General features: G+C 45.0%; 17 protein-coding genes, 16 tRNA genes and 1 pseudogene. 27 read left to right on the top strand and 7 right to left on the bottom strand.

Annotation, left to right across the window (positions count from 1 at the left end):
* Positions 1–81 precede the first annotated feature (81 nt).
* The 3 genes from BCU34_RS21465 to BCU34_RS21455 form a co-directional block, all read right to left on the bottom strand.
* Positions 82–1962 (bottom strand): methyl-accepting chemotaxis protein, encoded by a 1881-nt coding sequence (locus BCU34_RS21465; protein ID WP_102478592.1) that lies wholly within the window; start codon positions 1960–1962, stop codon positions 82–84.
* A 356-nt stretch (positions 1963–2318) separates the two neighbouring features.
* Positions 2319–2711: a hypothetical protein gene (locus BCU34_RS21460; RefSeq protein ID WP_102530497.1), complete on the bottom strand. Its 393-nt coding sequence runs from the start codon at positions 2709–2711 to the stop codon at positions 2319–2321.
* Positions 2712–3196: 485 nt separating this feature from the next.
* Positions 3197–4347 (bottom strand): IS3 family transposase gene (locus tag BCU34_RS21455; RefSeq protein WP_102480628.1). Its coding sequence is split into 2 segments (ribosomal slippage): positions 3197–4104 and positions 4104–4347, totalling 1152 coding nucleotides; the frame shifts between segments, so codons are not numbered across the junction.
* 325 nt (positions 4348–4672) lie between these two features.
* On the opposite strand from BCU34_RS21455, the gene BCU34_RS21450 reads away from it, so the two are divergent.
* Both BCU34_RS21450 and BCU34_RS21445 read left to right on the top strand, forming a co-directional pair.
* Complete coding sequence (locus tag BCU34_RS21450) at positions 4673–5656, top strand: OmpA family protein (RefSeq protein ID WP_102479386.1); 984 nt, start codon at positions 4673–4675, stop codon at positions 5654–5656.
* Between the two features lie 11 nt (positions 5657–5667).
* On the top strand, positions 5668–6471 hold the full coding sequence (locus BCU34_RS21445; protein WP_102479387.1) for a DUF1566 domain-containing protein: 804 nt from the start codon (positions 5668–5670) through the stop codon (positions 6469–6471).
* Between the two features lie 353 nt (positions 6472–6824).
* Here BCU34_RS21445 and BCU34_RS21440 read toward each other — a convergent pair.
* The 3 genes and pseudogenes from BCU34_RS21440 to rsgA form a co-directional block, all read right to left on the bottom strand.
* Positions 6825–7067, bottom strand: a pseudogene (locus BCU34_RS21440) (dihydroorotate dehydrogenase); the annotation flags it as partial.
* Positions 7068–7331: 264 nt separating this feature from the next.
* The gene (gene asd, locus BCU34_RS21435) at positions 7332–8243 is read right to left on the bottom strand and encodes an archaetidylserine decarboxylase (RefSeq protein ID WP_102479389.1); all 912 of its coding nucleotides are present in this window, start codon (positions 8241–8243) and stop codon (positions 7332–7334) included.
* 125 nt (positions 8244–8368) lie between these two features.
* Positions 8369–9424, bottom strand: coding sequence for a small ribosomal subunit biogenesis GTPase RsgA (gene rsgA / locus BCU34_RS21430; protein WP_048663217.1), 1056 nt, complete (start codon positions 9422–9424; stop codon positions 8369–8371).
* Positions 9425–9574: 150 nt separating this feature from the next.
* Here rsgA and orn point away from each other — a divergent pair, with 150 nt between their 5' ends.
* The 17 genes from orn to BCU34_RS21345 all read left to right on the top strand — a co-directional run bounded on the left by orn (position 9575) and on the right by BCU34_RS21345 (position 12371).
* Positions 9575–10120, top strand: a complete 546-nt coding sequence (gene orn, locus BCU34_RS21425) for an oligoribonuclease (RefSeq protein WP_010434065.1) — start codon at positions 9575–9577, stop codon at positions 10118–10120.
* 180 nt (positions 10121–10300) lie between these two features.
* Positions 10301–10376 (top strand) — tRNA-Gly (locus BCU34_RS21420).
* 53 nt (positions 10377–10429) lie between these two features.
* A tRNA-Gly gene (locus BCU34_RS21415) sits at positions 10430–10505 on the top strand.
* Between the two features lie 49 nt (positions 10506–10554).
* Positions 10555–10631: transfer RNA gene (locus BCU34_RS21410), tRNA-Met, on the top strand.
* Between the two features lie 75 nt (positions 10632–10706).
* Positions 10707–10782, top strand: a tRNA-Gly gene (locus tag BCU34_RS21405).
* Between the two features lie 67 nt (positions 10783–10849).
* Positions 10850–10926, top strand: a tRNA-Met gene (locus BCU34_RS21400).
* Positions 10927–10982: 56 nt separating this feature from the next.
* Positions 10983–11058: transfer RNA gene (locus BCU34_RS21395), tRNA-Gly, on the top strand.
* Between the two features lie 51 nt (positions 11059–11109).
* A tRNA-Met gene (locus BCU34_RS21390) sits at positions 11110–11186 on the top strand.
* A 56-nt stretch (positions 11187–11242) separates the two neighbouring features.
* Positions 11243–11318, top strand: a tRNA-Gly gene (locus tag BCU34_RS21385).
* 49 nt (positions 11319–11367) lie between these two features.
* A tRNA-Met gene (locus tag BCU34_RS21380) sits at positions 11368–11444 on the top strand.
* A gap of 56 nt (positions 11445–11500) precedes the next feature.
* Positions 11501–11576: transfer RNA gene (locus tag BCU34_RS21375), tRNA-Gly, on the top strand.
* A gap of 49 nt (positions 11577–11625) precedes the next feature.
* A tRNA-Met gene (locus tag BCU34_RS21370) sits at positions 11626–11702 on the top strand.
* 56 nt (positions 11703–11758) lie between these two features.
* Positions 11759–11834 (top strand) — tRNA-Gly (locus BCU34_RS21365).
* A gap of 49 nt (positions 11835–11883) precedes the next feature.
* A tRNA-Met gene (locus tag BCU34_RS21360) sits at positions 11884–11960 on the top strand.
* Positions 11961–12016: 56 nt separating this feature from the next.
* A tRNA-Gly gene (locus BCU34_RS21355) sits at positions 12017–12092 on the top strand.
* A 70-nt stretch (positions 12093–12162) separates the two neighbouring features.
* Positions 12163–12239: transfer RNA gene (locus BCU34_RS21350), tRNA-Met, on the top strand.
* A gap of 56 nt (positions 12240–12295) precedes the next feature.
* Positions 12296–12371, top strand: a tRNA-Gly gene (locus BCU34_RS21345).
* Between the two features lie 632 nt (positions 12372–13003).
* Here BCU34_RS21345 and queG read toward each other — a convergent pair.
* The gene (queG, locus tag BCU34_RS21340; RefSeq protein ID WP_048661594.1) at positions 13004–14164 is read right to left on the bottom strand and encodes a tRNA epoxyqueuosine(34) reductase QueG; all 1161 of its coding nucleotides are present in this window, start codon (positions 14162–14164) and stop codon (positions 13004–13006) included.
* A gap of 240 nt (positions 14165–14404) precedes the next feature.
* Between queG and tsaE the strand changes: the two genes are divergently transcribed.
* The 8 genes from tsaE to hflC all read left to right on the top strand — a co-directional run bounded on the left by tsaE (position 14405) and on the right by hflC (position 23901).
* Positions 14405–14869 carry a tRNA (adenosine(37)-N6)-threonylcarbamoyltransferase complex ATPase subunit type 1 TsaE gene (gene tsaE / locus BCU34_RS21335; RefSeq protein ID WP_004735870.1) on the top strand — a complete coding sequence of 155 codons (465 nt, stop codon included), beginning with the start codon at positions 14405–14407 and terminating at the stop codon, positions 14867–14869.
* On the top strand, positions 14863–16578 hold the full coding sequence (locus tag BCU34_RS21330) for an N-acetylmuramoyl-L-alanine amidase (protein WP_102478976.1): 1716 nt from the start codon (positions 14863–14865) through the stop codon (positions 16576–16578). Before tsaE ends, BCU34_RS21330 begins: the two co-directional genes overlap by 7 nt.
* A 51-nt stretch (positions 16579–16629) precedes the next feature.
* Positions 16630–18852: a DNA mismatch repair endonuclease MutL gene (gene mutL, locus BCU34_RS21325; RefSeq protein ID WP_102478975.1), complete on the top strand. Its 2223-nt coding sequence runs from the start codon at positions 16630–16632 to the stop codon at positions 18850–18852.
* A 97-nt stretch (positions 18853–18949) separates the two neighbouring features.
* Complete coding sequence (miaA, locus tag BCU34_RS21320; protein ID WP_048661597.1) at positions 18950–19882, top strand: tRNA (adenosine(37)-N6)-dimethylallyltransferase MiaA; 933 nt, start codon at positions 18950–18952, stop codon at positions 19880–19882.
* A gap of 193 nt (positions 19883–20075) precedes the next feature.
* Positions 20076–20339, top strand: a complete 264-nt coding sequence (gene hfq, locus BCU34_RS21315; protein ID WP_017059927.1) for an RNA chaperone Hfq — start codon at positions 20076–20078, stop codon at positions 20337–20339.
* A gap of 44 nt (positions 20340–20383) precedes the next feature.
* A complete protein-coding gene (hflX, locus tag BCU34_RS21310) occupies positions 20384–21691 on the top strand; it encodes a ribosome rescue GTPase HflX (RefSeq protein ID WP_017059928.1) in 1308 nt (435 codons plus the stop codon).
* 27 nt (positions 21692–21718) lie between these two features.
* Positions 21719–22921, top strand: a complete 1203-nt coding sequence (gene hflK, locus BCU34_RS21305; protein ID WP_048661598.1) for an FtsH protease activity modulator HflK — start codon at positions 21719–21721, stop codon at positions 22919–22921.
* A 2-nt stretch (positions 22922–22923) separates the two neighbouring features.
* Positions 22924–23901 carry a protease modulator HflC gene (gene hflC / locus BCU34_RS21300; RefSeq protein ID WP_102478974.1) on the top strand — a complete coding sequence of 326 codons (978 nt, stop codon included), beginning with the start codon at positions 22924–22926 and terminating at the stop codon, positions 23899–23901.
* Positions 23902–23926: the final 25 nt, after the last annotated feature.

Here is a 23926-nt window from a genome sequence, read left to right as displayed (position 1 = left end):
ATTCTTGATAAATGCACCGCTTTGCTCCTCAGTGATAGGTTTGCTCCAGCTATCCGTTTCGCTTGTTTGAGTCGCGAGGTTTTATACCTTGAAGCGCTCGACATCTCGACGCATCGACTCTGCTGCACTACTCATCTCATTTGAGCTATTGCGGCTGCTTTCCGCTTGTTGAGCTAGATCGTCAGAGGCATCTTTGATCCCTTGTGTATTGCGGCTGATGTCTTCGCTTACTGCTCGTTGCTCTTCGGCTGCGCTCGCTATCTGTAGTGCCATATCGTTGATTTCACTGATGGCTTGGGTGATTTTAGACAGGCTGTCGTGTGCTTGTTCTGCAAAGCCAACACTGTTTTCTGCCAGTTGAGTGCTGGTGGTCATGCTATCCACCGCATGTTCAGTATTCTTCTGTAGGGTATCGATCATCACGCGGATTTCTTCCGTCGAGCCATGCGTTCTTTGGCTTAGCACTCGAACTTCATCGGCGACAACGGCAAACCCACGACCTTGCTCGCCCGCACGTGCCGCTTCAATGGCAGCATTCAATGCCAATAGATTGGTTTGTTCAGCAATGCCTTGAATGGTGGATAGAATTTGGTTGATGCTTTGCGCGTTGTTTTCCAGCTCTCGGATAACATTGGCCGCGTCTTCTACTTGGGTCGCAAGGCTAGTGATGGCATCGCGGTTCTGTTGAATCACTTCTTGGCCGTCATTACACGCGGTTGCAGAGGCTTGAGAAGCGGATGCGGTTAATTCTGCATGGCTCGCCACTTCGGCTGCGGTAGCCGACATCTCATGAATTGCAGTCGCAATCTGGTTGATATCGTTTTGTTGATTCTCCACACGAATCGAGGATTGCGTTGCCAACTGGTTGGCTTTTTCGGCGTGGTTGTTTAAATCGTGGCTATGCTCAACGACACCTTTCAGCATGCTCTGCATTTGACTTAAGAATTGGTTCACCAGCTCAGCAAGCTTACCTATCTCATCCATGCGGGTGATATCGATTCGTTGAGTAAGGTCACCTCGACCTTGAGCAAGCTGGGTCAGCGCTTCTGACAAGGTTTGTAATGGGTAAAGCAGTCGATTGATGACCATGGTGCTAGCGATTGAAATCACGATGTACAGAATAAGTGAGGTTAGGGCGATGAATTGAATCGCATCAGTGACCGCAGAGAACGCCAGCTCTTTATCGATAACAATGCCCAGAGACCAATCGGTATTCGGCACGTTAGCAATGTAAACCAACTTATCTCCCTGACTCGGCCAAGCCAATGTGGTGATCGTTTGGTTCTGAATCAGTTGTGACACTCGGTTTGCGGTCAGCTCTGGATTTAAGCTTGTGAGTGGTTTTTGACTTAATGCTTCATCGCTGTACGCAACGATGTTGTTGTTACCATCCACCAAGAAGGCGAAGCCATCGTTATCCAGTTTTACGTTGAGAACCGTATCGATAATGCTCGTCACGGTTAAGTCCGCAGCCAGTACGCCCTGCTTTTGGCCGCTGAAGGCTTTCGCAAAGCTGATGACGATACTGCCATCGAAATCTTGATACGGTTCAGTAATGATCAGGTCTGATGCGGTATTCGCATCTTTGTACCATGGACGCGTGCGAGGGTCGTAGTCTGCTGGCCAACTTTCCGTTTTATCACCATAAGCGATCGTGCCATCGCTAAAACCCGCATAAACAGACAAGAACTGCCCGGCTTGTTTGGTGATCAATAATTCGCGGTCTGAGTTACTGTTGCTTGAAATGGTTGGCTCATTGGCCAGCATCATGTCACTGCGAGTCGAGAGCCAGTCGGCAATGTAGTTGGTCGTCCCTACACTGACATTCTTCATTTCTTGGTTGATCGCGACTTCAGTCTCTTGAGTTAGCTGGGTAACCGATATCCAAGCTTGGGTGCCACTCACGACGGCGATAATGATCGCAATGGCGATCTGAATTTTAAACTTAATAGTATGTCTCAAGGTCCATTCCTCTTTTATTAGACAAAAACCTAACTACAGTGACGTACTTGATGGTGAATTGATGTGTCTCTGATAGGCGTATAGTGCCGCTGTCTTAGGCTGAATGACTGTGTTTGAAATCATAAATTCTTAATATATTTACTCTGCTTTTTGTAAAACAGTGAAGTAAAATCACAGTTACCTGTTGATTGAAATGTTAGTTAATTGCTTGGGGTGGAGTGGTATAGATCGAAAAAAGCGCTAAATCTACATTCAGCGCTTTAGTTAGGATTAAAGGGGAACGTTAACGCTTACTAGGTGATGATAAACAGGGCGAGGTAGACCAATAGCAAGCCGACAATACCATCGGCGACTAGCTACAATACATCCCAGTTGATCAGTTTCAGACCTTCTTTACCCATGATGCCTGTCAAAGTGAAGACCGCCAGTGGAATGATAGAGACCACATAGGTGAGCTCTTTTTTAGGACGTACTACAGGACGTCGATAGACAAGTACCACATAACTGCGAGGGCGCAGGGCAAGACGAGTCGTTTCTTTGTCATCCATCACCTTGTATTTATCGGCCTCTTCTCCTTCCAATTCTGGAGCGGAGAGTTCGATAATTTTGCGTGGGGTAGATCCATCAAAGCGTAGACCAATATCGTTGACTTCATCTCCTGAGCACTGAGTTTTATTACGGTGTTTGTGTGATGGGATGGTAATACCAGTATCTTGGTCGACAGAAGTTTCTGGTTTCTTCTCAACCAAGTGCGCTTGTTGGGGGCCAATCTGGAGCTGTTTTTCAGATTGGCGATATACGTAGAAATTAGAAGTGGTGATGTTGTTTTGCCTGCAAAATTCACACGCTTTTAGTCCACTGATTTACGCATAGCTGATTCTTTGTGATACGTCTCTCTTTGTCGAAAGATCTGATCGCAGAGTCAGTTTTTCGTTCCCTTCTTTTTTATCCCGAGTTCAGGTTAACTCAACGCTCTCTATCAAGGCGGTGACCCTTCAGTTATTAGCGTTAATCTTAGTGTCATTTTATAGGCTATTTAAGTGCGCAATAAAATTAGCATTTTAATGAAAATACTTATTAATAATATGTTTACAGGCGAAAGTTGGTGTTAAAAAACACGATTTTTAGATTAATATTTTACTATTTCATACACCGATTAATACAAGGCATAAAAGCTCAGGGCTCAATGCTGTACGAGCCCCACTGATCTGCTCCAGTTAGACTGGACACCGCATTAAGCGACATATTGTTTTTCAAAGTTAACTGGACTTAGATACCCAAGGGCACTGTGCCTTCTTGTTCGATTATAATCAACTTCGATATATTCAAAAAGTGCTTGGCGCATCTCTTCTCGCGTCATTATCGGCTCGTATTGAACGGCTTCTACTTTCATTGAGTGGAAAAAGCTTTCAACACAGGCGTTATCCCAGCAATTTCCCTTCCTACTCATACTTTGTTTTAGATTATGGGCTGAGATTAAGTCTCTGTAATCTTTTGAACAATATTGGCTACCTCTATCACTATGGATAATTACCCCTTCGGGCATGCCTCTACGGAACAATGCCATTGATAGCGCATCACAGACCAGAGTCGCGGTCATTCTGGTGCTCATTGACCAACCAACTACTTGCCGTGAGTACAAGTCGATAACAACCGCCAAATACATCCAACCTTCGCTTGTCGCTAGATAGGTAATATCTCCAGCCCATTTTTGGTTTGGTGCTGTCGCATTAAAATCTTGCTCTAGCAAGTTCGGGGCAACAGGAAGCCTATGCTTGCTGTCTGTCGTACATTTAAACTTACGGGCTGCCTTCGCGACTAAGCTCTGGCGCTTCATGCTCGTGGCAATGGTTTTTACATCGTGCTTATTACCATTTGCCTCAAGTTCTTTTTGAATACGCCTTGCACCGTCGCGTTCCTTTTTATCATCAAAGACTTCTCGAACTTTGCTGTCAAGCTGCTTTCGGTGCTCGTTGCGTTGAGTGACTTTATGGCGATTATCAATCCAATAATAAAACCCACTTCGAGAAACCCCAAACACCTTAGCCATACGGACAATCCTATATTGCATAAGGTGTTCGAGCATAAACTCATAGCAATCTACTTTAGATTTTTCGCGAAGTAGGTGGCGGCCTTTTTTACGATATCTAGCTCTTCAGCTTGCTCAGCCAATAACCGTTTGAGTTTGGCATTTTCAGTGGCGAGTTCCCTTTCTCTATCGCTGATTTTCGCATCTTTTTTGACGGCTTTACGCCATCCATAAATTTGAGATTCATACAACGATAGCTGTCGTGCCGCAGCAGCGACACCGACTTTCTCTGCCAACTTAAGTGCTTCGGATTTAAATTCAGGAGCATGTTTGATTCGTGTTTTCTTAGTTGTCATTGTTCACCTCGTTAGTGATTGTACTCACTTAACTCAGTGTCCAAAACTTCTGGTGCAGATCACACATCGAAACGATGGCGATTCATGTGAACGACTTTCTTAATTGTAATGCTCTGATAGAAAATAAAAAAAATCATTATCTTTTAATCCTGTGACTGAATCCCCTTGGAGCTTTTTGGGGCAATGACGTCGGTCGAGTATGCTTTCATAAATGTATATTTAAAAATGCATCAAAGACGCTCTTGTTTTATTTGGATATGTTACCTATATTTTAGATTCACTATATTATCCACATCATTTATATATCTGAAAATATGAGAGAAATATGAGAAGAATAATATTGCTTACTAGTTTGTTTAGTGCTTCTTTATTAGCCGAAACGGTATCCCCTCAAATTTTTGTCGGTGTTAAGGGAGGGTACCAATGGGCTCTAGACAACAATTATCATCACTCAAATCCACACGGCGCCATTTTAGGCTTCTATAGTGGATTGCAGTTTACTCCATCTTGGAGTTGGGATTTAGGCTATCAACACCATGATAAACTAAAGGCGGATGCCACATCGATTACTGTTAAGACTTGGCTGATTGATAGTGCTCTTCGTTACGATTGGTATCTACAAGATAACCTAAGTGTGTATGGTAGACTGGGTGCTGCTTTTTGGAATATGGAAAAAACACAACGCTCTTTAAATAATAATGATGCTACAGGCGTATCTCCTCTTGGTGAGGTGGGGGTTAACTATCACTTTAACCCTAAGGCCCGGCTATCAACAGGCTATCAATACATTGACGGTATTGGTGATTCAAACTTGGGTCGATATGATAGTCATGCATTATTGGTCAGCCTAACCTACACGTTTGGCGATGCAAATCAACCAATGCTAGTAGAAACTGCGCCGATGAGTGCCGTTGAAGAAACCATCACTATAATCGCTTCCTCTCAACCCCAAGCTTTTTTACCCATCACTATAAATGTAACAACCGGATTTGATTCAGCAAGACTGAACCAAGAGTCTACTGAGCAATTAACTGAGGTCTCTTCAGTATTAAACTCTAACCCACAAGCTAAAGCCATTGTTGTTGGGTACACTGATTCAACAGGTCCCGCATCCTATAATCAAAAACTTTCTGAAGTTCGTGCTCAAGCGGTAGTGAGTCAACTGATTGAATTAGGAGTCAAACCGACACAACTTGAATGGAAAGGTGAAGGCGAATCTCAACCTATTGCAAACAACGATACCGCAGAGGGTCGGGCTAAAAATCGCCGAGTAGAAATCACCATTCCCAGCTTTCAGTTTCAAGAGTAGGTTTTACGATTATGAATAAATGTTTTAAAGCGATGCTTTCAATAGCAGTACTACCACTATTAAATGCATGCAACTCTGAAGGAGCATTCAGCTCTAAATCTGAGCCAACAGTTATTGAAATTGCGGTGACGCCTTCACCCGCTTTAGTACTCGAAGGGCGAACGCAGCAGTTAGTCGCGACGGCTAAATATGACAACAACACCGAAAGTGACGTCAGTGATTCCGTAACGTGGGAGGTTGTTGGAGACCCGACTATAGCGAGCGTATCCGCTTCAGGTATAATCACTGGTAACGTTTTAGGGGATACTGAGCTAACAGCCAGCAAGGATGGCATCACCAGCACCACGGTAAATGTGACAGTGTATAATTTAGCAGGACCTTATATTGATACCTTTGATACAGGTAGTGGCAAGTTATTTACCAATTCACCCTCAGTAGCCTATCTAGACAGCATTGACAATAGTGCTACTACCGATGGTACGTTTACTGAGATCGATATGGACGGCCCAGCTGGTGATTTTTACCAATTCACATGGGCTAACGTAGAGACACCGTGTAATATCTACAACACAAATAGTATTGGTGGACGAACTAACTGGCGTTTACCAAGTCGAGACGAGTTAGAAATGGAGTTATTTGATGTATACGACAATATGTTTACTGAGCGCGGTTGGCCGACCACCAGTAGATATTGGTCGACGACACCTGACGGTAGTTTCGCTTATTTTGCCGTGAGCCTTATTGATGGAGTCGTATCCGGCAACCTTCAAGGCGCCACGAACTACGTGTCCTGCGTCTCGAATCCAGAAAGTTGATCTTTTAGGCTGTAGACTTTCAAATCTAGTTTTGAAGAGCCAGAGTTATATCTGGTTCTTTTTAACTATCACTTCTCAGCTAACTCTAAAGCTGAAATAAAGATATACAACGGCTGTTTAATCCTCATATTCTCATTCATCACTTTCCAAAACGAGGCAATAAGTAATGCTCTTTTAGGACGCATTACTGGATGTCGATAGACAAGTACCACATAACTGCGAGGGCGCAGGGCAGACGAGTCGTTTCTTTGTCATCCATCACCTTGTATTTATCGGCCTCTTCTCCTTCCAATTCTGGATCAGAGAGTTCGATAATTTTGCGTGGAGCAGAACCATCAAAGCGTAGACCGAAAGTGCACACCTTTGTCGGAAATCATCACCAGCTCAAGTGCAATGATCAGTATCGAGGTGGCGAAAACCGGAACGGGTTCAAGTACCCAAAGCAGGGCAGCAAGTAGGAATATCGCTAGCAGGCGGTGTTGAATCAGCGTCAGGTCATCGATAGGTATTGAATCTATCGGCATGAATAGCACACCTAAGGGAATCGCAAAACAAATCAACAGCTTGACCAGAACGTCAATATTGAGTTTAGATATGTACAAAGACCCTATGAATAAAGCGTCTTCAAATAGAGTAAGTTATCGGGATTTTTGGTACTTGGAGGCGGGTTGGAAAATCAAAAAGTTGTTTAAGGTTTCGGCAACTGTTTTGTTTTTGGTCAATCTTTTATAGCGCTGATTTATGTATTGCTCTTTTAGGTCAGGGTTAGGGGTATTGGAAGGTTAGAGTGCTGGGTAATAAAAAGGCGCGTTATTCATTCAAATAACGCGCCTTGAAAGCTAAATGAGTTACTCAAATTATTACGCTTGGCCTGTGTTCTCTACTGAATCAACAGCTTCGGTCTCAACGTCTTTACCAGCGATGTGCGCGTAAGGCGTACCAAGAACCGTTTTCTCGCCATTTTGCATCGTGTCGTCGAACTTGATTGCATCTTTCGCAAATAAGTTGATCACGGTTGAGCCCAGTTTAAAGCGACCCATTTCTTCGCCTTTCTTCAAGATGATCGCTTTATCACCTTGTGCTGGGTAATCCCACTTGTAAACCGAGTTGCCACGAGGTGGAGTAATCGTGCCAGCCCATACTTGCTCGATGCTACCTACGATAGTCGCACCAACTAATACTTGTGCCATTGGGCCAAAGTCCGTATCAAAGATACACACTACGCGCTCGTTACGTGCGAATAGGTTTGGAACGTTCTCTGCCGTTAGCGGGTTTACAGAGAAAAGGTCACCTGGAACGTAGATCATCTGACGCAGTGTACCGTCACATGGCATGTGTACGCGGTGGTAATCACTTGGAGATAGGTAAAGCGTTGCGAATTCACCATCTTTAAACTCTTCAGCAAGACTAGCATCACCACCTAGCAGTTCACGTGCAGAGAAGTCGTGGCCTTTCGCTTGAATCAGCTGACCGTCAGTGATTGGGCCAAATTGGCTTACGCGAGCGTCAGCTGGGTGAACGATAACAGAGTCACCTTCAGCGATAGGGCGCATGCCCTCTTTCAATTCACGTACGAAGAATTCATTGAATGTTTTAAAGTGTTTTGGATCGCTATGTAGCGCTTCATTCATGTTCACTTTGTATTGTTTGATGAACCAATTGATGATCGCTGTCGTTAAGCCGCCCGCTTTAGCAGACGCCAGTTTGCCGACTAGACGAGTTAGTCCATGTTGTGGAATCCAGTACTGCAATCCAACTTTAATCTTATCCATTGTATTAATTTTCCAATGCTAATTGTGTTTCAATTAAATCTGTCGATGACGGTTTAGGGCGCGAGATGTTACTTAAATTCGCGCCAATTGTCAGTAAATGCACACATTTGTTCACAAAAACGCGATTAGAGATCGGCTTTTTTGTTGCGTGAATACTGACGGTTATCTTTGTTACTCGCCATGCTTTCAATGATGCGGTGGTAGTTGTCGAAACGTAATCGACTGATCTTGCCGTTTTCTACCGCTTCGCGCAGGATGCAGCCTGGGTCATCGTTGTGTTTACAGTCGCGGAATTTACAACCGCCAAGGTAAGGCTTGAACTCGATGAAGGCTTCCGTGATTTCATCGGCTTCTAGGTGCCATAGGCCGAATTCACGAACTCCTGGTGAATCAATCAGATCACCACCAGAAGGGAAGTGGTATAAACGAGCTGCCGTGGTGGTATGCTGGCCAAGACCTGAGTTCTCAGAGACTTCGCCTTCTTCAATGTCGAGCGTTGGCATCAATGCATTCACTAGGCTTGATTTACCCACACCTGATTGACCAACAAAGATGTTGATACGGTCTTTAAGTTCAGCTTCTAGCTCTTTGATGCCGTAGCCAGACTCTTTACTCACGAACATCACTTTGTAGCCGATCTTCTCGTACTCTTTAAGTGTTTCACGGTATTCAGCAATCTGCTCATCAGTCAGCAGGTCGACCTTATTCAGCACAACAAGCGGCGCGATGTTCACTGTTTCTGAAGCGATCAAATAGCGGTCGATAATATTAAGTGATAGCTCTGGTAGCACAGCCGATACGATAACCATTTGGTCAACGTTCGCAGCAACCGGCTTTAGGCCATCGTAGTAATCGGGGCGAGTCAGCATTGAAGTTCTCGGTTCAACCGCTTCCACAACGCCAGAAATGCCGGCCATGGATTCTAAGCCTGCGCGCCAAGTCACTCGGTCACCAGAAACTAAAGTCTCGATACTACGGCGTAAGTTACAACGATGAACTTCGTTAGTTTCAAGATCTTCGATATCGGCATGTTGGCCAAAGCGCGTAATTACGAGTCCGCTTTTGGTTCCACCAAGCATGTTCTCATCCCACTGGATAGAATCTTCTTTCTTGAGTCGCTTGTTCTGGTTGCTACGTACTCGACGTACTTGACCTTTGGTTAACTTCTTTTTTTTAGCCACAATTTTTCACTTAACACATCTAACTTGATGATTGGGGACTCAAACTGGATGTTGCTGGTACCACATGATTTCGATGGTCCTAAAGCTAGTTTGAGTATAGTTATTTGGGTATAGTACCTCTTTTACACATAAACAAATAGGCGACGCCTTATGTCCTTTAGCGATCAGAACCTTATTTGGGTTGATCTAGAGATGACAGGACTTGATCCTGAAACTCATAAAATCATTGAAATTGCTACTATCGTTACTGATAGTGAGCTTAACATCCTGGCTGAAGGACCTGTTTTGGCTATTCACCAACCTCAGAGTGAATTGGACAAGATGGACGAGTGGTGCACAACGACTCACACTGGTAGCGGTCTCGTGAAGCGAATTCAAGAAAGCACCGTTTCAGAGCAAGATGCCATCCAACAAACGATTGAGTTTCTTGAAAAATGGGTACCAAAAGGTAAGTCACCGATTTGTGGTAACAGCATTGGTCAAGACCGCCGTTTCCTATACAAGCACATGCCTGAGTTGGAAGAGTACTTCCACTACCGTTATGTTGACGTTAGCACTCTGAAAGAGCTGACTCGTCGTTGGAAACCTGAAGTGTTAGATGGTTTTTCTAAGTCGGGAAGTCACCTTGCGTTAGACGATATTCGAGAGTCGATCGCCGAGCTGCAGTACTACCGAAAAACGATTATTAACATCTAGTCGAATAAAATGATCACGTTTATCTAACTTTTCAGGGACATAAGAGCTGTTTTTTTTGCAAATCTGTGTGCTTTTACAGCAGTTGAGTAAAAAGTTTCGTAATTTTGCATTAAGGACTTGCATCACAAAAAAATGCTCTTATAATTCGCAGCCCTGAACGGCGAAAGACGTTTTCAGATTGCGATACTAGCTCAGTTGGTAGAGCGCAACCTTGCCAAGGTTGAGGTCATCGGTTCGAACCCGATGTATCGCTCCAATTTGTAGGTTACGGCGAAAGCGGTAATCGAAAGGTGAAAGACCTTTTATAATGCGATACTAGCTCAGTTGGTAGAGCGCAACCTTGCCAAGGTTGAGGTCATCGGTTCGAACCCGATGTATCGCTCCAAATTAGCCTTTTAAAGGCAAGATTCATTGACTTAAACAATGCATCCGGACGCGGGATGGAGCAGTTTGGTAGCTCGTCGGGCTCATAACCCGAAGGTCGTCGGTTCAAATCCGGCTCCCGCAACCACATTACAGTTAAGCGCTATCTGTTGCCCAAGGCGGTAAGAGCTGCCCAATGCAGTAAGAGCAGCGATTAACTAATGCGATACTAGCTCAGTTGGTAGAGCGCAACCTTGCCAAGGTTGAGGTCATCGGTTCGAACCCGATGTATCGCTCCAAATTAGCCTTTTAAAGGCAAAATTCATTGTCTTAAACGATAATGATGCGAAAAGAAAAACATCCGGACGCGGGATGGAGCAGTTTGGTAGCTCGTCGGGCTCATAACCCGAAGGTCGTCGGTTCAAATCCGGCTCCCGCAACCACATTACAGTTAAGCGCTATCTATTGCCCAAGGCAGTAAAAGCAGCGAATAACTAATGCGATACTAGCTCAGTTGGTAGAGCGCAACCTTGCCAAGGTTGAGGTCATCGGTTCGAACCCGATGTATCGCTCCAAATTCTCTCTTTTTAGAGAACAGAGTCATTAACTTAAATAATGCATCCGGACGCGGGATGGAGCAGTTTGGTAGCTCGTCGGGCTCATAACCCGAAGGTCGTCGGTTCAAATCCGGCTCCCGCAACCACATTACAGTTAAGCGCTATCTGTTGCCCAAGGCAGTAAGAGCAGCGAATAACTAATGCGATACTAGCTCAGTTGGTAGAGCGCAACCTTGCCAAGGTTGAGGTCATCGGTTCGAACCCGATGTATCGCTCCAAATTAGCCTTTTTAAGGCAAGACTCATTGACTTAAACAATGCATCCGGACGCGGGATGGAGCAGTTTGGTAGCTCGTCGGGCTCATAACCCGAAGGTCGTCGGTTCAAATCCGGCTCCCGCAACCACATTACAGTTAGGCGCTATCTTTTGCCCAAGGCAGTAAGAGCAGCGAATAACTAATGCGATACTAGCTCAGTTGGTAGAGCGCAACCTTGCCAAGGTTGAGGTCATCGGTTCGAACCCGATGTATCGCTCCAAATTAGCCTTTTAAAGGCAAGATTCATTGACTTAAACAATGCATCCGGACGCGGGATGGAGCAGTTTGGTAGCTCGTCGGGCTCATAACCCGAAGGTCGTCGGTTCAAATCCGGCTCCCGCAACCACATTACAGTTAAGCGCTATCTGTTGCCTAAGGTAGTAAGAGCAGCGATTAACTAATGCGATACTAGCTCAGTTGGTAGAGCGCAACCTTGCCAAGGTTGAGGTCATCGGTTCGAACCCGATGTATCGCTCCAAATTAGCCTTTTAAAGGCAAGATTCATTGACTTAAACAATGCATCCGGACGCGGGATGGAGCAGTTTGGTAGCTCGTCGGGCTCATAACCCGAAGGTCGTCGGTTCAAATCCGGCTCCCGCAACCACATTACAGTTAAGCGCTATCTGTTGCCCAAGGCAGTAAGAGCAGCGACTAACTAATGCGATACTAGCTCAGTTGGTAGAGCGCAACCTTGCCAAGGTTGAGGTCATCGGTTCGAACCCGATGTATCGCTCCAAATTCTCTCTCACGCTTTATGCTGAAGATGAAAATGGTTTAGTCTCATTGTCTTAAACAATGCATCCGGACGCGGGATGGAGCAGTTTGGTAGCTCGTCGGGCTCATAACCCGAAGGTCGTCGGTTCAAATCCGGCTCCCGCAACCACATTACAGTTAAGCGCTATCTGTTGCCCAAGGCAGTATGAGCAGCGAATAACTAATGCGATACTAGCTCAGTTGGTAGAGCGCAACCTTGCCAAGGTTGAGGTCATCGGTTCGAACCCGATGTATCGCTCCAGCTTTCTTCTAAAAAGCTACTAAGACTCTTTAAACCACCGTGTTTTTCTTTAGATCACAGAGTTTAAAGGCGACCTTAAAGGTCACGCTCTTTCTTTAATGCTGCGAAGCATAATCCCCCCAAAAAGCAAATAATCCTCCATCATGGTGGATATTTTTTTGTCTTAAATTTTTCTTAGCAACTGGAATGCTAGTAAACATCAGGTCTCTGAAGCAGACACTTGAGGTTTTTCACATCTATAAACAGACTTATCCACAAAATGTTAGGTGTGGATAACTTGGTTGATAAAGTTATTTCAGGCTTAATTCTCTACCTATCCCTAAAAGATCTTTCTTGTTTTCAATATATTAGATGAACTGTGGCGATCGTAACTTATTGTTTTTTATCAAGTTGGATGATTATCTTGGATTTGATAAAAGATCGTTAACTTGTTGTTTTTTGATCTTAATCATTTATCGGTACTGTGTTTAACTTTGCGCGGGTGTCGGAAGTTTACGAGAGTTCTGAATTTTTTCCACATTGCTAGAATTGAGAACAAGGTCAAACATTGTTCTAAAATTATGTGCAACGAGTTGTCTTAAATGTTGGACTGTTAGTGGGGGCTCGCCTGCCATACATTGGTATATAAAGCGTTAAGCGTCTCTTGGTAGTCCTTTCTCAACAATACGTATCAGTCTGTGCTTTTTGGTGGAGATTTTGCTGTTACTTTTTTGCACACAGTTATCTTGTTGCACGCCGCTAGCGTTAGGTAACTGTTGTAGTTGTTTATTCAAAGCCCACTCAATATGGACATCTAGCATTTCGTTTTTGCCTTGATGGGACTCCAGGGTTTCAACAATGCGTTGTTGAAATGGCGCATTGCCCATCGCAACAAAGATATTGCGCAACCACTGGGTGTGGCCGATACGTCTTATTGCGGAGCCTTCCATTTTCTTTAGGAAGGTCGCTTCGTCCCAACTTGAAAGTGCAACCAGGTCAGCCTCTTGGAAGTCTTCTCTTCGGTGAAAGTCGGTTTGTTCTGTGAGTTCGGCATGACGGTTCCATGGGCAAACTAACTGACAATCATCACAACCGTAGATACGGTTACCAATGGCGTCTCTAAACTCTTCCGGGATCACACCATCATATTCAATGGTTAAGTACGATATACATTTGCGCGCATCCACCACGCCATCATCAATAATGGCACCCGTTGGGCAAGAAGTGATACATGCGGTGCATTTGCCGCACTCATCGACACTGGGTTCATCCGTTGGAAGAGGGATGTTAACTAACAGCTCCCCGAGAAAGAACCAAGAGCCAGCGTCTTTATCAAGAATTAATGAGTGTTTACCTGTCCAACCCAACCCTGCTTTTTGAGCGAGCGGTCTTTCCAAAATAGGCGCTGAATCAACGAAAGGTCGTGAGTCTAAACCTTCGACCTCTTTTTCAATTCTTTGTCCCAGCTTTTTCAACTGGTTACGGAACAATTTGTGATAGTCGCGGCCTAAAGAATAGCGGCTGATGTAGCCTTGAGTAGTATCGCTTAGGTTAGAGGCAAACTGAGCTTCCGGTGGTAGGTAGTTCATTCGAGCGCTGATCACTCGAATTGTACCAGGGTGAAGTTCATCAGGGCGTGCACGCATCATCCCATGCCGAGCCATCCAATCCATTTCGCCGTGGTGACCCGCATCTAGCCATGCTTGAAGGGGGGCTTCGTGTTCACTTAAATCAATATCGCAGATGCCAACTTTTTGAAAGCCTAGCTCTTTTCCCCAGATTTTAATTTTTTCAGCAAGATGGTCTAGATTCATGGCTTAATTCTTATTTTCTCTGTTTTACAATTAGAGATAAGGCTAATTAAAATTAGGTTCGGCAAAAATGGGGGCGGATCTTAACGGATCTTAGTGGTGTTGACCAGAACAGACGCGTTTTGAGCAGTATTTTTCATAGAACTTACACTTGAGTGCTTGTCTCCCAAAAGCATCACGGTTTACTATTCTTGTTCTTTTGATTTTTATATAGTCAACGATCGATTTTTAGAGAACGTATTCATGAGCACGAAACAATTTACTTTGAAAGATGAACAAGCAACGATTCAATTAGGAACGGAGCTTTCTAATCTTTGCTCACAGCAGACGACGATTTATCTGCATGGTGATCTTGGCGCAGGTAAAACGACCTTCAGTCGTGGCTTTGTAAAAGCACTTGGCCATCAAGGAAATGTAAAGAGCCCAACGTATACTCTAGTCGAACCTTATCAACTTGCCGATTGGCAGGTGTACCACTTTGACCTTTATCGCCTAGCCGATCCTGAAGAGTTAGAGTTCATGGGAATTCGTGACTACTTTACTCCGGATGCTATCTGTTTGGTTGAATGGCCTGAGAAAGGTTATGGGATGCTACCAGAAGCCGATTTGGATATTGATATTCGTTACCAAGACGATCACCGTATTGTTTCTTTAACCGCTAATAGTGAATACGGACAGCGCTTACTTAGTCAGTTGGAGTTATGTTGATTTCTAAACGCCTTATTTCAGCAGTGGCCATAATGGCTGCTGTTTTTTCTATACTGTTTTCTTCACTTGTTTCTGCAAACTCACTGAAAAGTTTAAGGGTTTGGCCTTCTCCAGAAGAAACTCGTGTGGTGATCGACTTAAAATCAGAAGCGGACTTTAGCTATTTCACCCTGAGTAGCCCGAGTCGTTTAGTGGTCGATTTAAAGAACACTAATCTTGCGACTAAGTTACCGGTCGTGGTGAAAGATAGCCCTGTTCTATCTAAGATTCGTAAGAGTTCACCGCCAGACAAAAACACCTATCGCTTGGTTTTTGAATTAAAGAAGTCGTCTAAAGCAGAGTTGTTCAAACTGAGCCCGACTCCGGGTGGTCAGTATGGGCACCGTTTGGTGATCGACTTACCTCATGGTGCGGCAAGTAAAGCGACGTCGAAGCCGAGTAAACCAACGGTGAGCAAAAATATTAATCAGGTTAAACGTCAGAAAGACATTCTGATCGTGATTGACCCTGGTCACGGTGGTGAGGATCCAGGCTCTATTGGTCCAAGTCGTAAGTATGAAAAGAATGCGACTCTGAGTATTTCTCGTAAGCTTGCTGCACAGTTGAATGCGGTTCCTGGGATTAAAACTCGTATGACCCGTAACGCCGACTACTTTGTAAACCTTAACCGACGTGTCGCGATTGCTCGTGAAAACGAAGCTCATCTGTTTATCTCTATTCACGCGGATGCTTTTACGACCCCTCAACCAAGAGGTGGTTCGGTGTTTGTGTTGAATACTCGACGCGCCAATACGGAGATCTCGCGCTGGATCGAGAACAAAGAGAAACAGTCTGAATTACTCGGTGGTAGCGGTGCGGCTTTCACTGGCAATATTGATGATAAGAACGTAAACCAAACTCTGCTTGATTTGCAGTTCAGCCACTCACAGAAAGAGGGCTATAAGCTTGCAACAACCATTCTGTCTGAGATGGGTAAGGTTGCTAAGCTTCATAACAGTAAACCAATCAATACCAGTTTGGCGGTATTACGTTCACCACAGATACCATCGGTCTTGGTCGAGACGGGCTTTATTTCGAATCCGACCGAAGAGAAACTGCTCTTCCAACGTTCGCACCAAGATAAATTGGCACGAGCAGTGACCAAAGCGGTCGTTAAGTATTTGAAGGCTAACCCGCCAGAAGGGATTATCTTGTCTAACGCAACGTCATCAACCGGTAGCGTGAGCCAACATAAAGTGTCTCGTGGTGAGTCTTTATCGGTGATTGCGAGTAAATATGGCACCTCGACGCAGACCTTGATGAAACTCAACAATCTGAAATCGAGCAGCCTAGCGATCGGCCAAGTGCTTAAGATCCCAAGCAGTGCTTCAGGCTCATCATCAAGCAGCGCAGTGAAAACTAAGACCATCACTCACACGGTTAAGTCTGGAGAGTACCTAGGCAAGATAGCCAGCCGTTACAAAGTACGGGTGGCAGATATCAAACGTGAGAACCGCTTGAAGTCTGAAACCGTTAGAGTGGGTCAGAAGCTACGTATTACGGTTGAAGTGAAAGATGTCCCTCTGCGTAAACATAAAGTCGCAAGAGGTGATTATCTCGGCAAGATTGCTTCTAAGTACGGCGTGAGTGTTAACAGTATTCGCCAAGCGAATAAGCTACGATCTGACAGCCTAGCGGTGGGGCAGGTGTTGATTATTCCGCACAAGTAAGCTTTTTAACGCAGACATGTTTCCATCAATGGCAGTAAGGTAGCTATAAATATGACGATCAAAATACTGCCAGCTCGATTAGCTAACCAAATCGCAGCGGGTGAAGTGGTAGAAAGACCAGCTTCTGTTGTAAAAGAGCTGGTTGAGAACAGTTTGGATTCAGGTGCCACACGTATCGATATCGATATCGAGAAAGGTGGCGCTAAGATGATTCGCGTTCGTGACAACGGCAAGGGCATCGTTAAAGATGAGCTCGCCTTGGCGCTGAGCCGTCATGCTACCTCTAAGATCCATACCCTTGATGACCTTGAGGCGATCGTCAGCCTCGGTTTCCGTGGTGAAGCGCTGGCGAGTATTAGTTCAGTTGCGCGCTTAACCATGACTTCACGCCCTGCTACTCAAGATCAAGCTTGGGCAGCACACAGTGAAGGCCGTGATATGCAGGTGAAACTGCAGCCTGCGGCGCATCCCATTGGTACTTCGGTTGAGGTGTTGGACCTGTTCTTTAATACGCCAGCACGCCGCAAGTTTTTGCGTACTGAGAAAACCGAATTCACGCATATTGATGAACTGCTTAAACGCATCGCATTGAGTCGCTTTGATGTGACGATCAACCTCCGTCATAACGGTAAAATGATTCGTCAGTACCGCGCTGCCAAAACACAAGTTCAAGCAGAAAAGCGAATCGCAGCGGTATGTGGCAATCCTTTTGTTCGTCATATGCTTAAGATTGAGCTAGAACATCAAGGTCTAAAACTTCATGGCTGGATCACCACGCCAGAAGGAGCAAGACAACAAAGCGATCTACAATACTGCTATGTGAACGGTCGTATGATGCGCGACAAACTGATCAATCATGCGATTCGTCAAAGCTATGAGACCAGCCTACGCCCAGACCAATTTGCAACTTATGTGTTGTTCATTGAGCTAGACCCGCATCAAGTCGATGTGAATGTTCACCCTGCAAAGCATGAAGTACGTTTCCATCAAGCGCGCCTTGTGCATGACTTTATTTACCAAGCATTGAGTGACGGTTTAGCACAGAGCAAGCAGATCGATGCGGCGCCTATTAATCAATCCGCTTTCCACCAATCAGAAGCCCCTAATTATCAACAGAATAGTTCGGTGCCTGAAGTGGAAGAGACGACGAGTTTTAGCGCTTCAGTAAGCGATGCCCCAGCTCATTCGGAACAATCGCAGGTTTCTGAAAGAGTGCGACATGCGATTGAGCAGACGCCAGCCTACCCAAGAAAAGCCGAATCTGAGCAGGTTTATGATAACTCTCAGCACAGCGTTAATGATGGCGGTCAGCACTATAGCTCACCAGAAAACCGAGGTTCATCGTCTAGCAGAAGCTCTTCAACCAACTTAGATTCGTCAACTAAGATGAGTTCAGCTAGCACAGGCTCGTCGGCTCGTGAAACCAGTTTTACCGGTTCTCCTCGCCAAGAGTGGATAGAGTCTCGACCTGTTCCGAGAAAAGAAAAAGAACCCAACCAACATCATGCTGAACCCGCGCCCTCAAAGCGCGAAGTTAAGGCCTATAAAGAGCTTTTAAAAACGCCAGACTTTGATGAGCACACCGTGGATCTCACCCCTCCTCAAGAACAGGTGGCACAAACAGCGCCAACAGAAGCTAAGCCTGCCCAACAGAATCCCGTTAACTCGAAGCCAAGAGCACCTGTAACGGACTTGGGCAAAGCCGTCTCGATTGTGGAACGTCAGTATCTGGTGATGGGTAATAAGAACGGCAGTGTGTTGGTTTCTTTGGCTAAGGCTGAATTGTTGCGTGTTGTTGGTCAGCTTGATACTCGAGGGGGGGCGTTAAAAAGCCAACCACTATTGGTGCCCTTATCGATTAAGCTTGGCAGTGAGCTTGTCGAAGTTGCGAAGGCGTTGAGCCAAACACTGGCATTACTGGGGATTGAGCTTAAGGCGCGAAACAGTGAGGCGGTAATGGTAATGGGCGTACCTTCTCCTTTAAGGCAGCAAAACTTACAAATTCTGATCCCAGATCTGTTATCTTACGCGGCTTCATTAAATGCTCAGATTGTCGATAATCACTCGGCTAATGTTTCCAGTGACCTGTTGCCATCATTGGTTAACTGGATCGGGATTCAAACCGCACAAGTAAAAAGCGACTACACTTTATCTGAAGCGGTTCAACTAGTTGGGGAACTTGAACAACTTTGGCATGGTCTACTTCCATTAGATGATCCTGAGTTTGTTAATCCTATCGACTTTTCAGCGACTATAGCCGCGTTTACGGTTTAATTTTTTCGCGACGACATTTGTCTTTTTAGCTGAATACGTCGCGACACAAAGCCCTTTGCTAAAAAGCGCTAAAACAGAGAAGCAAATACAAAATATCATGACTGAAAAATTACCTTTAGCGTTGTTTTTAATGGGCCCAACGGCGTCAGGAAAAACAGATTTAGCTATCCGCTTACGTCAGAAATACCCAGTAGAGATCATCAGCGTCGATTCGGCACTTATCTACAAAGACATGGATATCGGCACCGCTAAACCGGATGCGCAAGAGCTTGCACTTGCACCTCATCGTTTGATTGATATTTTGGATCCAAGCGAAGCATATTCTGCGGCAGATTTTCGTCGTGATGCGATCAATGAAATGAATAAGATTGTAGCGGAAGGCAAAATTCCGCTACTTGTTGGTGGCACAATGCTTTACTACAAAGCATTGTTGGAAGGTTTATCGCCATTACCCGCAGCGGATCAAGAGATTCGTAAGCAGATTGAAGCGGAATCTATCGAACAAGGTTGGCAGGCATTGCACGATCAATTAAGAGAGATAGATCCCGTATCCGCTGAAAGAATACACCCAAATGATCCACAAAGGCTTTCAAGGGCATTGGAAGTTTACCGAATTTCGGGTAAAACATTAACAGAGCTAACTCAAACGAAAGGCGATAGCCTGCCATTTCGTGTAAAACAATTTGCAATAGCTCCCAAGGAAAGGAAAGAACTCCATCGCCGTATTGAGCTGCGTTTCGAGAAGATGATAGAAGCAGGATTTGAAGAGGAAATGAAGGCGTTGCACGCCAGAGAAGATCTTCATCCTGAACTGCCATCGATCCGATGCGTTGGTTATAGGCAGATGTGGGATTATTTAGACGGTAATTGTGATTTAGACGAAGCGGTTTTCCGTGGTGTTTGTGCAACCCGTCAGTTGGCCAAGCGACAAATCACCTGGTTGCGCAGTTGGGATGATTTAACTTGGTTAGATAGCGAAAACATTGATCAAGCGTTAGAAACTCTTTCAGATGCAATAGCATCTGATTAGTATTGCTGTGTATAATGTGATCGCTTTTGCGTGAATATACTCTGGAAAGGATCCGTTATTGAGGCTTTTAAAAAATCACAGCCTTTCAATAACAACGGAGTTTTTTTATTCATTTAGCTCAGATGCAAAGGCCGCACCTTTTTGTGCACCACTAGCTAAATAATTACAACAAAATACAAATAAGGAAAATAAAATGGCTAAGGGGCAATCGCTACAAGACCCATTCCTAAATGCACTCCGTCGTGAGCGCATTCCAGTCTCTATCTATCTTGTCAACGGCATTAAGCTGCAAGGTCAGATCGAGTCTTTCGATCAATTCGTGATCTTATTGAAGAACACAGTAAACCAAATGGTTTACAAGCATGCGATTTCTACTGTGGTACCTGCACGTGCAGTTAGTCACCACAGCGGCGAGCAACGCACGCCATCTGATCGTCCAGAGAAGACTGAAGATTAATCGTTCAATTGATACAGCTTACGCTGTAATAAGGAGTTGGTTGCTTGTTTGACCGTTATGAATCCGGCGAGCGAGCCGTACTTGTTCATATCAACTTCACGCAAGAGGGAGAGTGGGAAGACCTAAGTGAATGTGAAATGCTGGTCTCCTCAGCGGGGGTAGAAACGTTACAAGTGATTACTGGTAGCCGACAATCCCCACTCCCTAAATACTACGTTGGAGAAGGTAAAGCCCTAGAAATCGCACAAGCTGTTCAGCTAACCGGTGCTGAAATTGTGATTTTTAACCACTCCCTATCTCCTGCCCAAGAGCGAAACCTCGAGCAATTGTGTAAATGTCGTGTGATTGATCGCACGGGTTTGATCTTAGATATCTTTGCACAACGTGCGCGAACTCATGAAGGTAAGCTACAAGTTGAGCTCGCTCAGCTTCGTCATATCTCTACCCGATTGATTCGTGGTTGGACTCACCTTGAAAGGCAGAAAGGTGGTATTGGTCTTCGTGGTCCAGGTGAAACTCAACTGGAAACCGATCGACGTTTGTTGCGTGACCGTATAAAGGCAATACTGCGTCGTTTAGCGAAAGTCGCTAAGCAGCGTGAACAAGGACGACGTGCTCGTAATCGAGCTGAAATCCCAACAATTTCTTTGGTTGGTTATACCAACGCAGGGAAATCAACACTTTTCAATCGCATCACAAGTGCGGGTGTTTATGCGGCAGACCAACTGTTTGCAACCTTAGACCCAACACTACGTAAGATTGATTTGGCAGATGTCGGTCCTGCAATTCTCGCAGATACCGTAGGTTTTATCCGTCATCTACCACACGACTTGGTCGCTGCGTTCAAGGCAACATTACAAGAGACGCAGGAAGCTGACATTTTGTTACATGTTGTTGATGCCAGTGATGACCGTTTTCGTGAGAACATTCAGGCTGTTCATGAAGTATTAGAAGAAATCGATGCTCATGAAGTGCCAACCCTTGTAGTCATGAACAAAATTGACTGCATGGAAGACCAAAAACCTCGAATTGAAAGAGACGAAGAGGGCGCACCTCGCGCTGTTTGGGTTTCTGCAATGGAAGGAGAAGGTATTGAACTGCTGTTTGAAGCTTTAACTGAGCGTTTAGCTAGCCAGATGGTTCAATTCCGGTTGTGTATTCCACATCAACATCAGGGCCGTATTCGCAGCTTATTCTTTGAGATGAAATGTATTCAACAAGAAGAGTATGATGAAAATGGTAACTTGTTGATAGATATCCGAATGCAACAAATAGATTGGTCTAAACTTGAAAAAAGAGAAGGGGCGCTCTTAGGTGACTTTATCGTTACCAAAGAGACTGCTACAGTATAACGTCATATCAAATGATGGAGCTTTCTAATGGCGTGGAATGAGCCTGGAAATAATAACAACGGCGATAATAACGGCCGCGATAATGACCCTTGGGGTAATAAAAATAATCGCGGCGGCCGAGATCAAGGACCGCCAGATCTAGACGAAGTGTTTAGTAAACTAAGTCAAAAGTTAGGTGGCAAGTTTGGTAAAAAGGGTGGCAACGGTAACGGGCCATCTATCGGTGGTGGCGGTGCAATTGGCTTTGGTGTCATTGCCGTTATCGCGATTGCTATCTGGTTCTTCGCTGGTTTCTACACCGTTGGCGAAGCAGAAAGAGCAGTAGTACTTCGACTGGGTCAATTCGACCGTATCGAAGAACCTGGTCTTAACTGGCACCCACGCTTCATCGATGAAATCAAAGATGAGCAGCTAGTAAACGTTCAAGCGATTCGTTCTCTACGCGCGTCAGGCACCATGCTGACTAAAGACGAAAACGTTGTGACCGTTGAAATGGGTGTTCAATACCGTGTTTCTGACCCATACAAGTACTTGTATCGTGTAACTAATGCGGATGACAGTTTACGCCAAGCAACCGATTCTGCGCTTCGTGCGGTAATTGGTGACTCACTAATGGATAGTATCCTAACAAGTGGTCGTCAGCAGATTCGTCAAAGCACTCAAGAAACGTTGAACCGTATTATTGATAGCTACGACATGGGTATTCTGATTGTTGACGTGAACTTCCAGTCAGCACGTCCACCTGAGCAAGTGAAAGATGCATTTGATGATGCTATCGCGGCTCGTGAGGATGAAGAGCGTTTTGAACGTGAAGCTGAAGCTTACCGAAATGATATTCTTCCAAAAGCAACAGGTCGTGCTGAGCGTTTGAAGAAAGAAGCGGTGGGTTACTCAGAGCGCACAGTTAATGGTGCTCTAGGTCAAGTAGCTCAGTTCGAGAAACTGCTACCTGAATACCAAGCAGCTCCTGAAGTAACACGTAACCGTATGTATCTAGATACAATGGAAAAAGTGTACTCAAGCACATCGAAAGTCCTGATTGATTCTGAATCAAGCGGTAACTTGCTATACCTACCAATTGATAAGCTAGGCGCACAAGGTGGTTCTCAGTCGGGCACTCGCCCTGCAAAAGCACCATCAACTTACGATCAAATTGAATTAGAAAAACAAGCGGATCCAAAGTCTAGCACTCAAACTCGTTCAGACAGTTCACGTCAAGGGAGATACTAATAATGCGTAAATTAATGATCCCTGTATTAGTTGTGACGATTGCCCTTCTATTGATGTCACTGTTTGTGATTCAAGAAGGCGAGCGTGGCATGGTAATTCGTTTTGGTCGAGTTCTCGATGACAACGGCGTATCACGAATCTATGAACCAGGCCTGCACTTTAAGCTGCCACTGTTTGATCGCGTAAAAGTACTTGATGCTCGTATTCAAACGATGGATGGTCGTTCTGACCGTTTCGTAACGTCAGAGAAAAAAGACGTTCTAATTGATACCTACGCAAAATGGCGTATTGCTGATTTTGGACGTTTTTATCTGAGTACTGGCGGCGGCAATATCATGACGGCAGAAGCACTTCTTGAGCGTAAAGTGACAGATGTTCTTCGTTCTGAAATTGGTTCTCGTGAAATTAAGCAGATCGTGTCAGGTCCTCGTAATAAGGACATCCTGCCAGACTCTGCTGATAGCGAAGTCGTCACAACGGTAGCGGCTGCAGAAGCTCTAGAAGTTGATGGCGAACGCGATAAGATCATGGAAAACGTTTTGTCTGGAACGGCAGAAAGTGCGATGGCTGATTTAGGTGTTGAAGTTGTTGATTTCCGAATGAAGAAGATTAACCTTCCTGATGAAATCAGTGAATCTATCTACCGCCGTATGCGTGCAGAACGTGAGTCGGTTGCTCGTAGACACCGTTCACAAGGTCGTGAGAAAGCGGAAGTTATCCGTGCTCAAGCTGAGCTAGAAGTGGCAACAGTTCTTGCTGAAGCTGACCGTACAGCTCGAATCACTCGTGGTGATGCTGATGCAGAAGCTGCGAAGATCTACTCTGATGCGTTCAGCAAAGATCCTGAGTTCTACGGCTTCATGCGTTCATTGCAAGCTTATGAGACATCATTTAGCGATAAGAGCGACATTCTAGTACTGGATCCGAAGACTGACTTCTTCCAATACATGAATCAAGCAAGCGGCGCTCCAGCGAAATAAGCTGATGCGTTAGCGAATGCTTAGC

The organism is Vibrio sp. 10N.286.45.E10 (genome assembly GCF_002874195.2).
GTDB classification, from domain to species: Bacteria; Pseudomonadota; Gammaproteobacteria; order Enterobacterales; family Vibrionaceae; genus Vibrio; species Vibrio crassostreae.
This window is presented reverse-complemented; position numbering and strand designations above follow the sequence as displayed.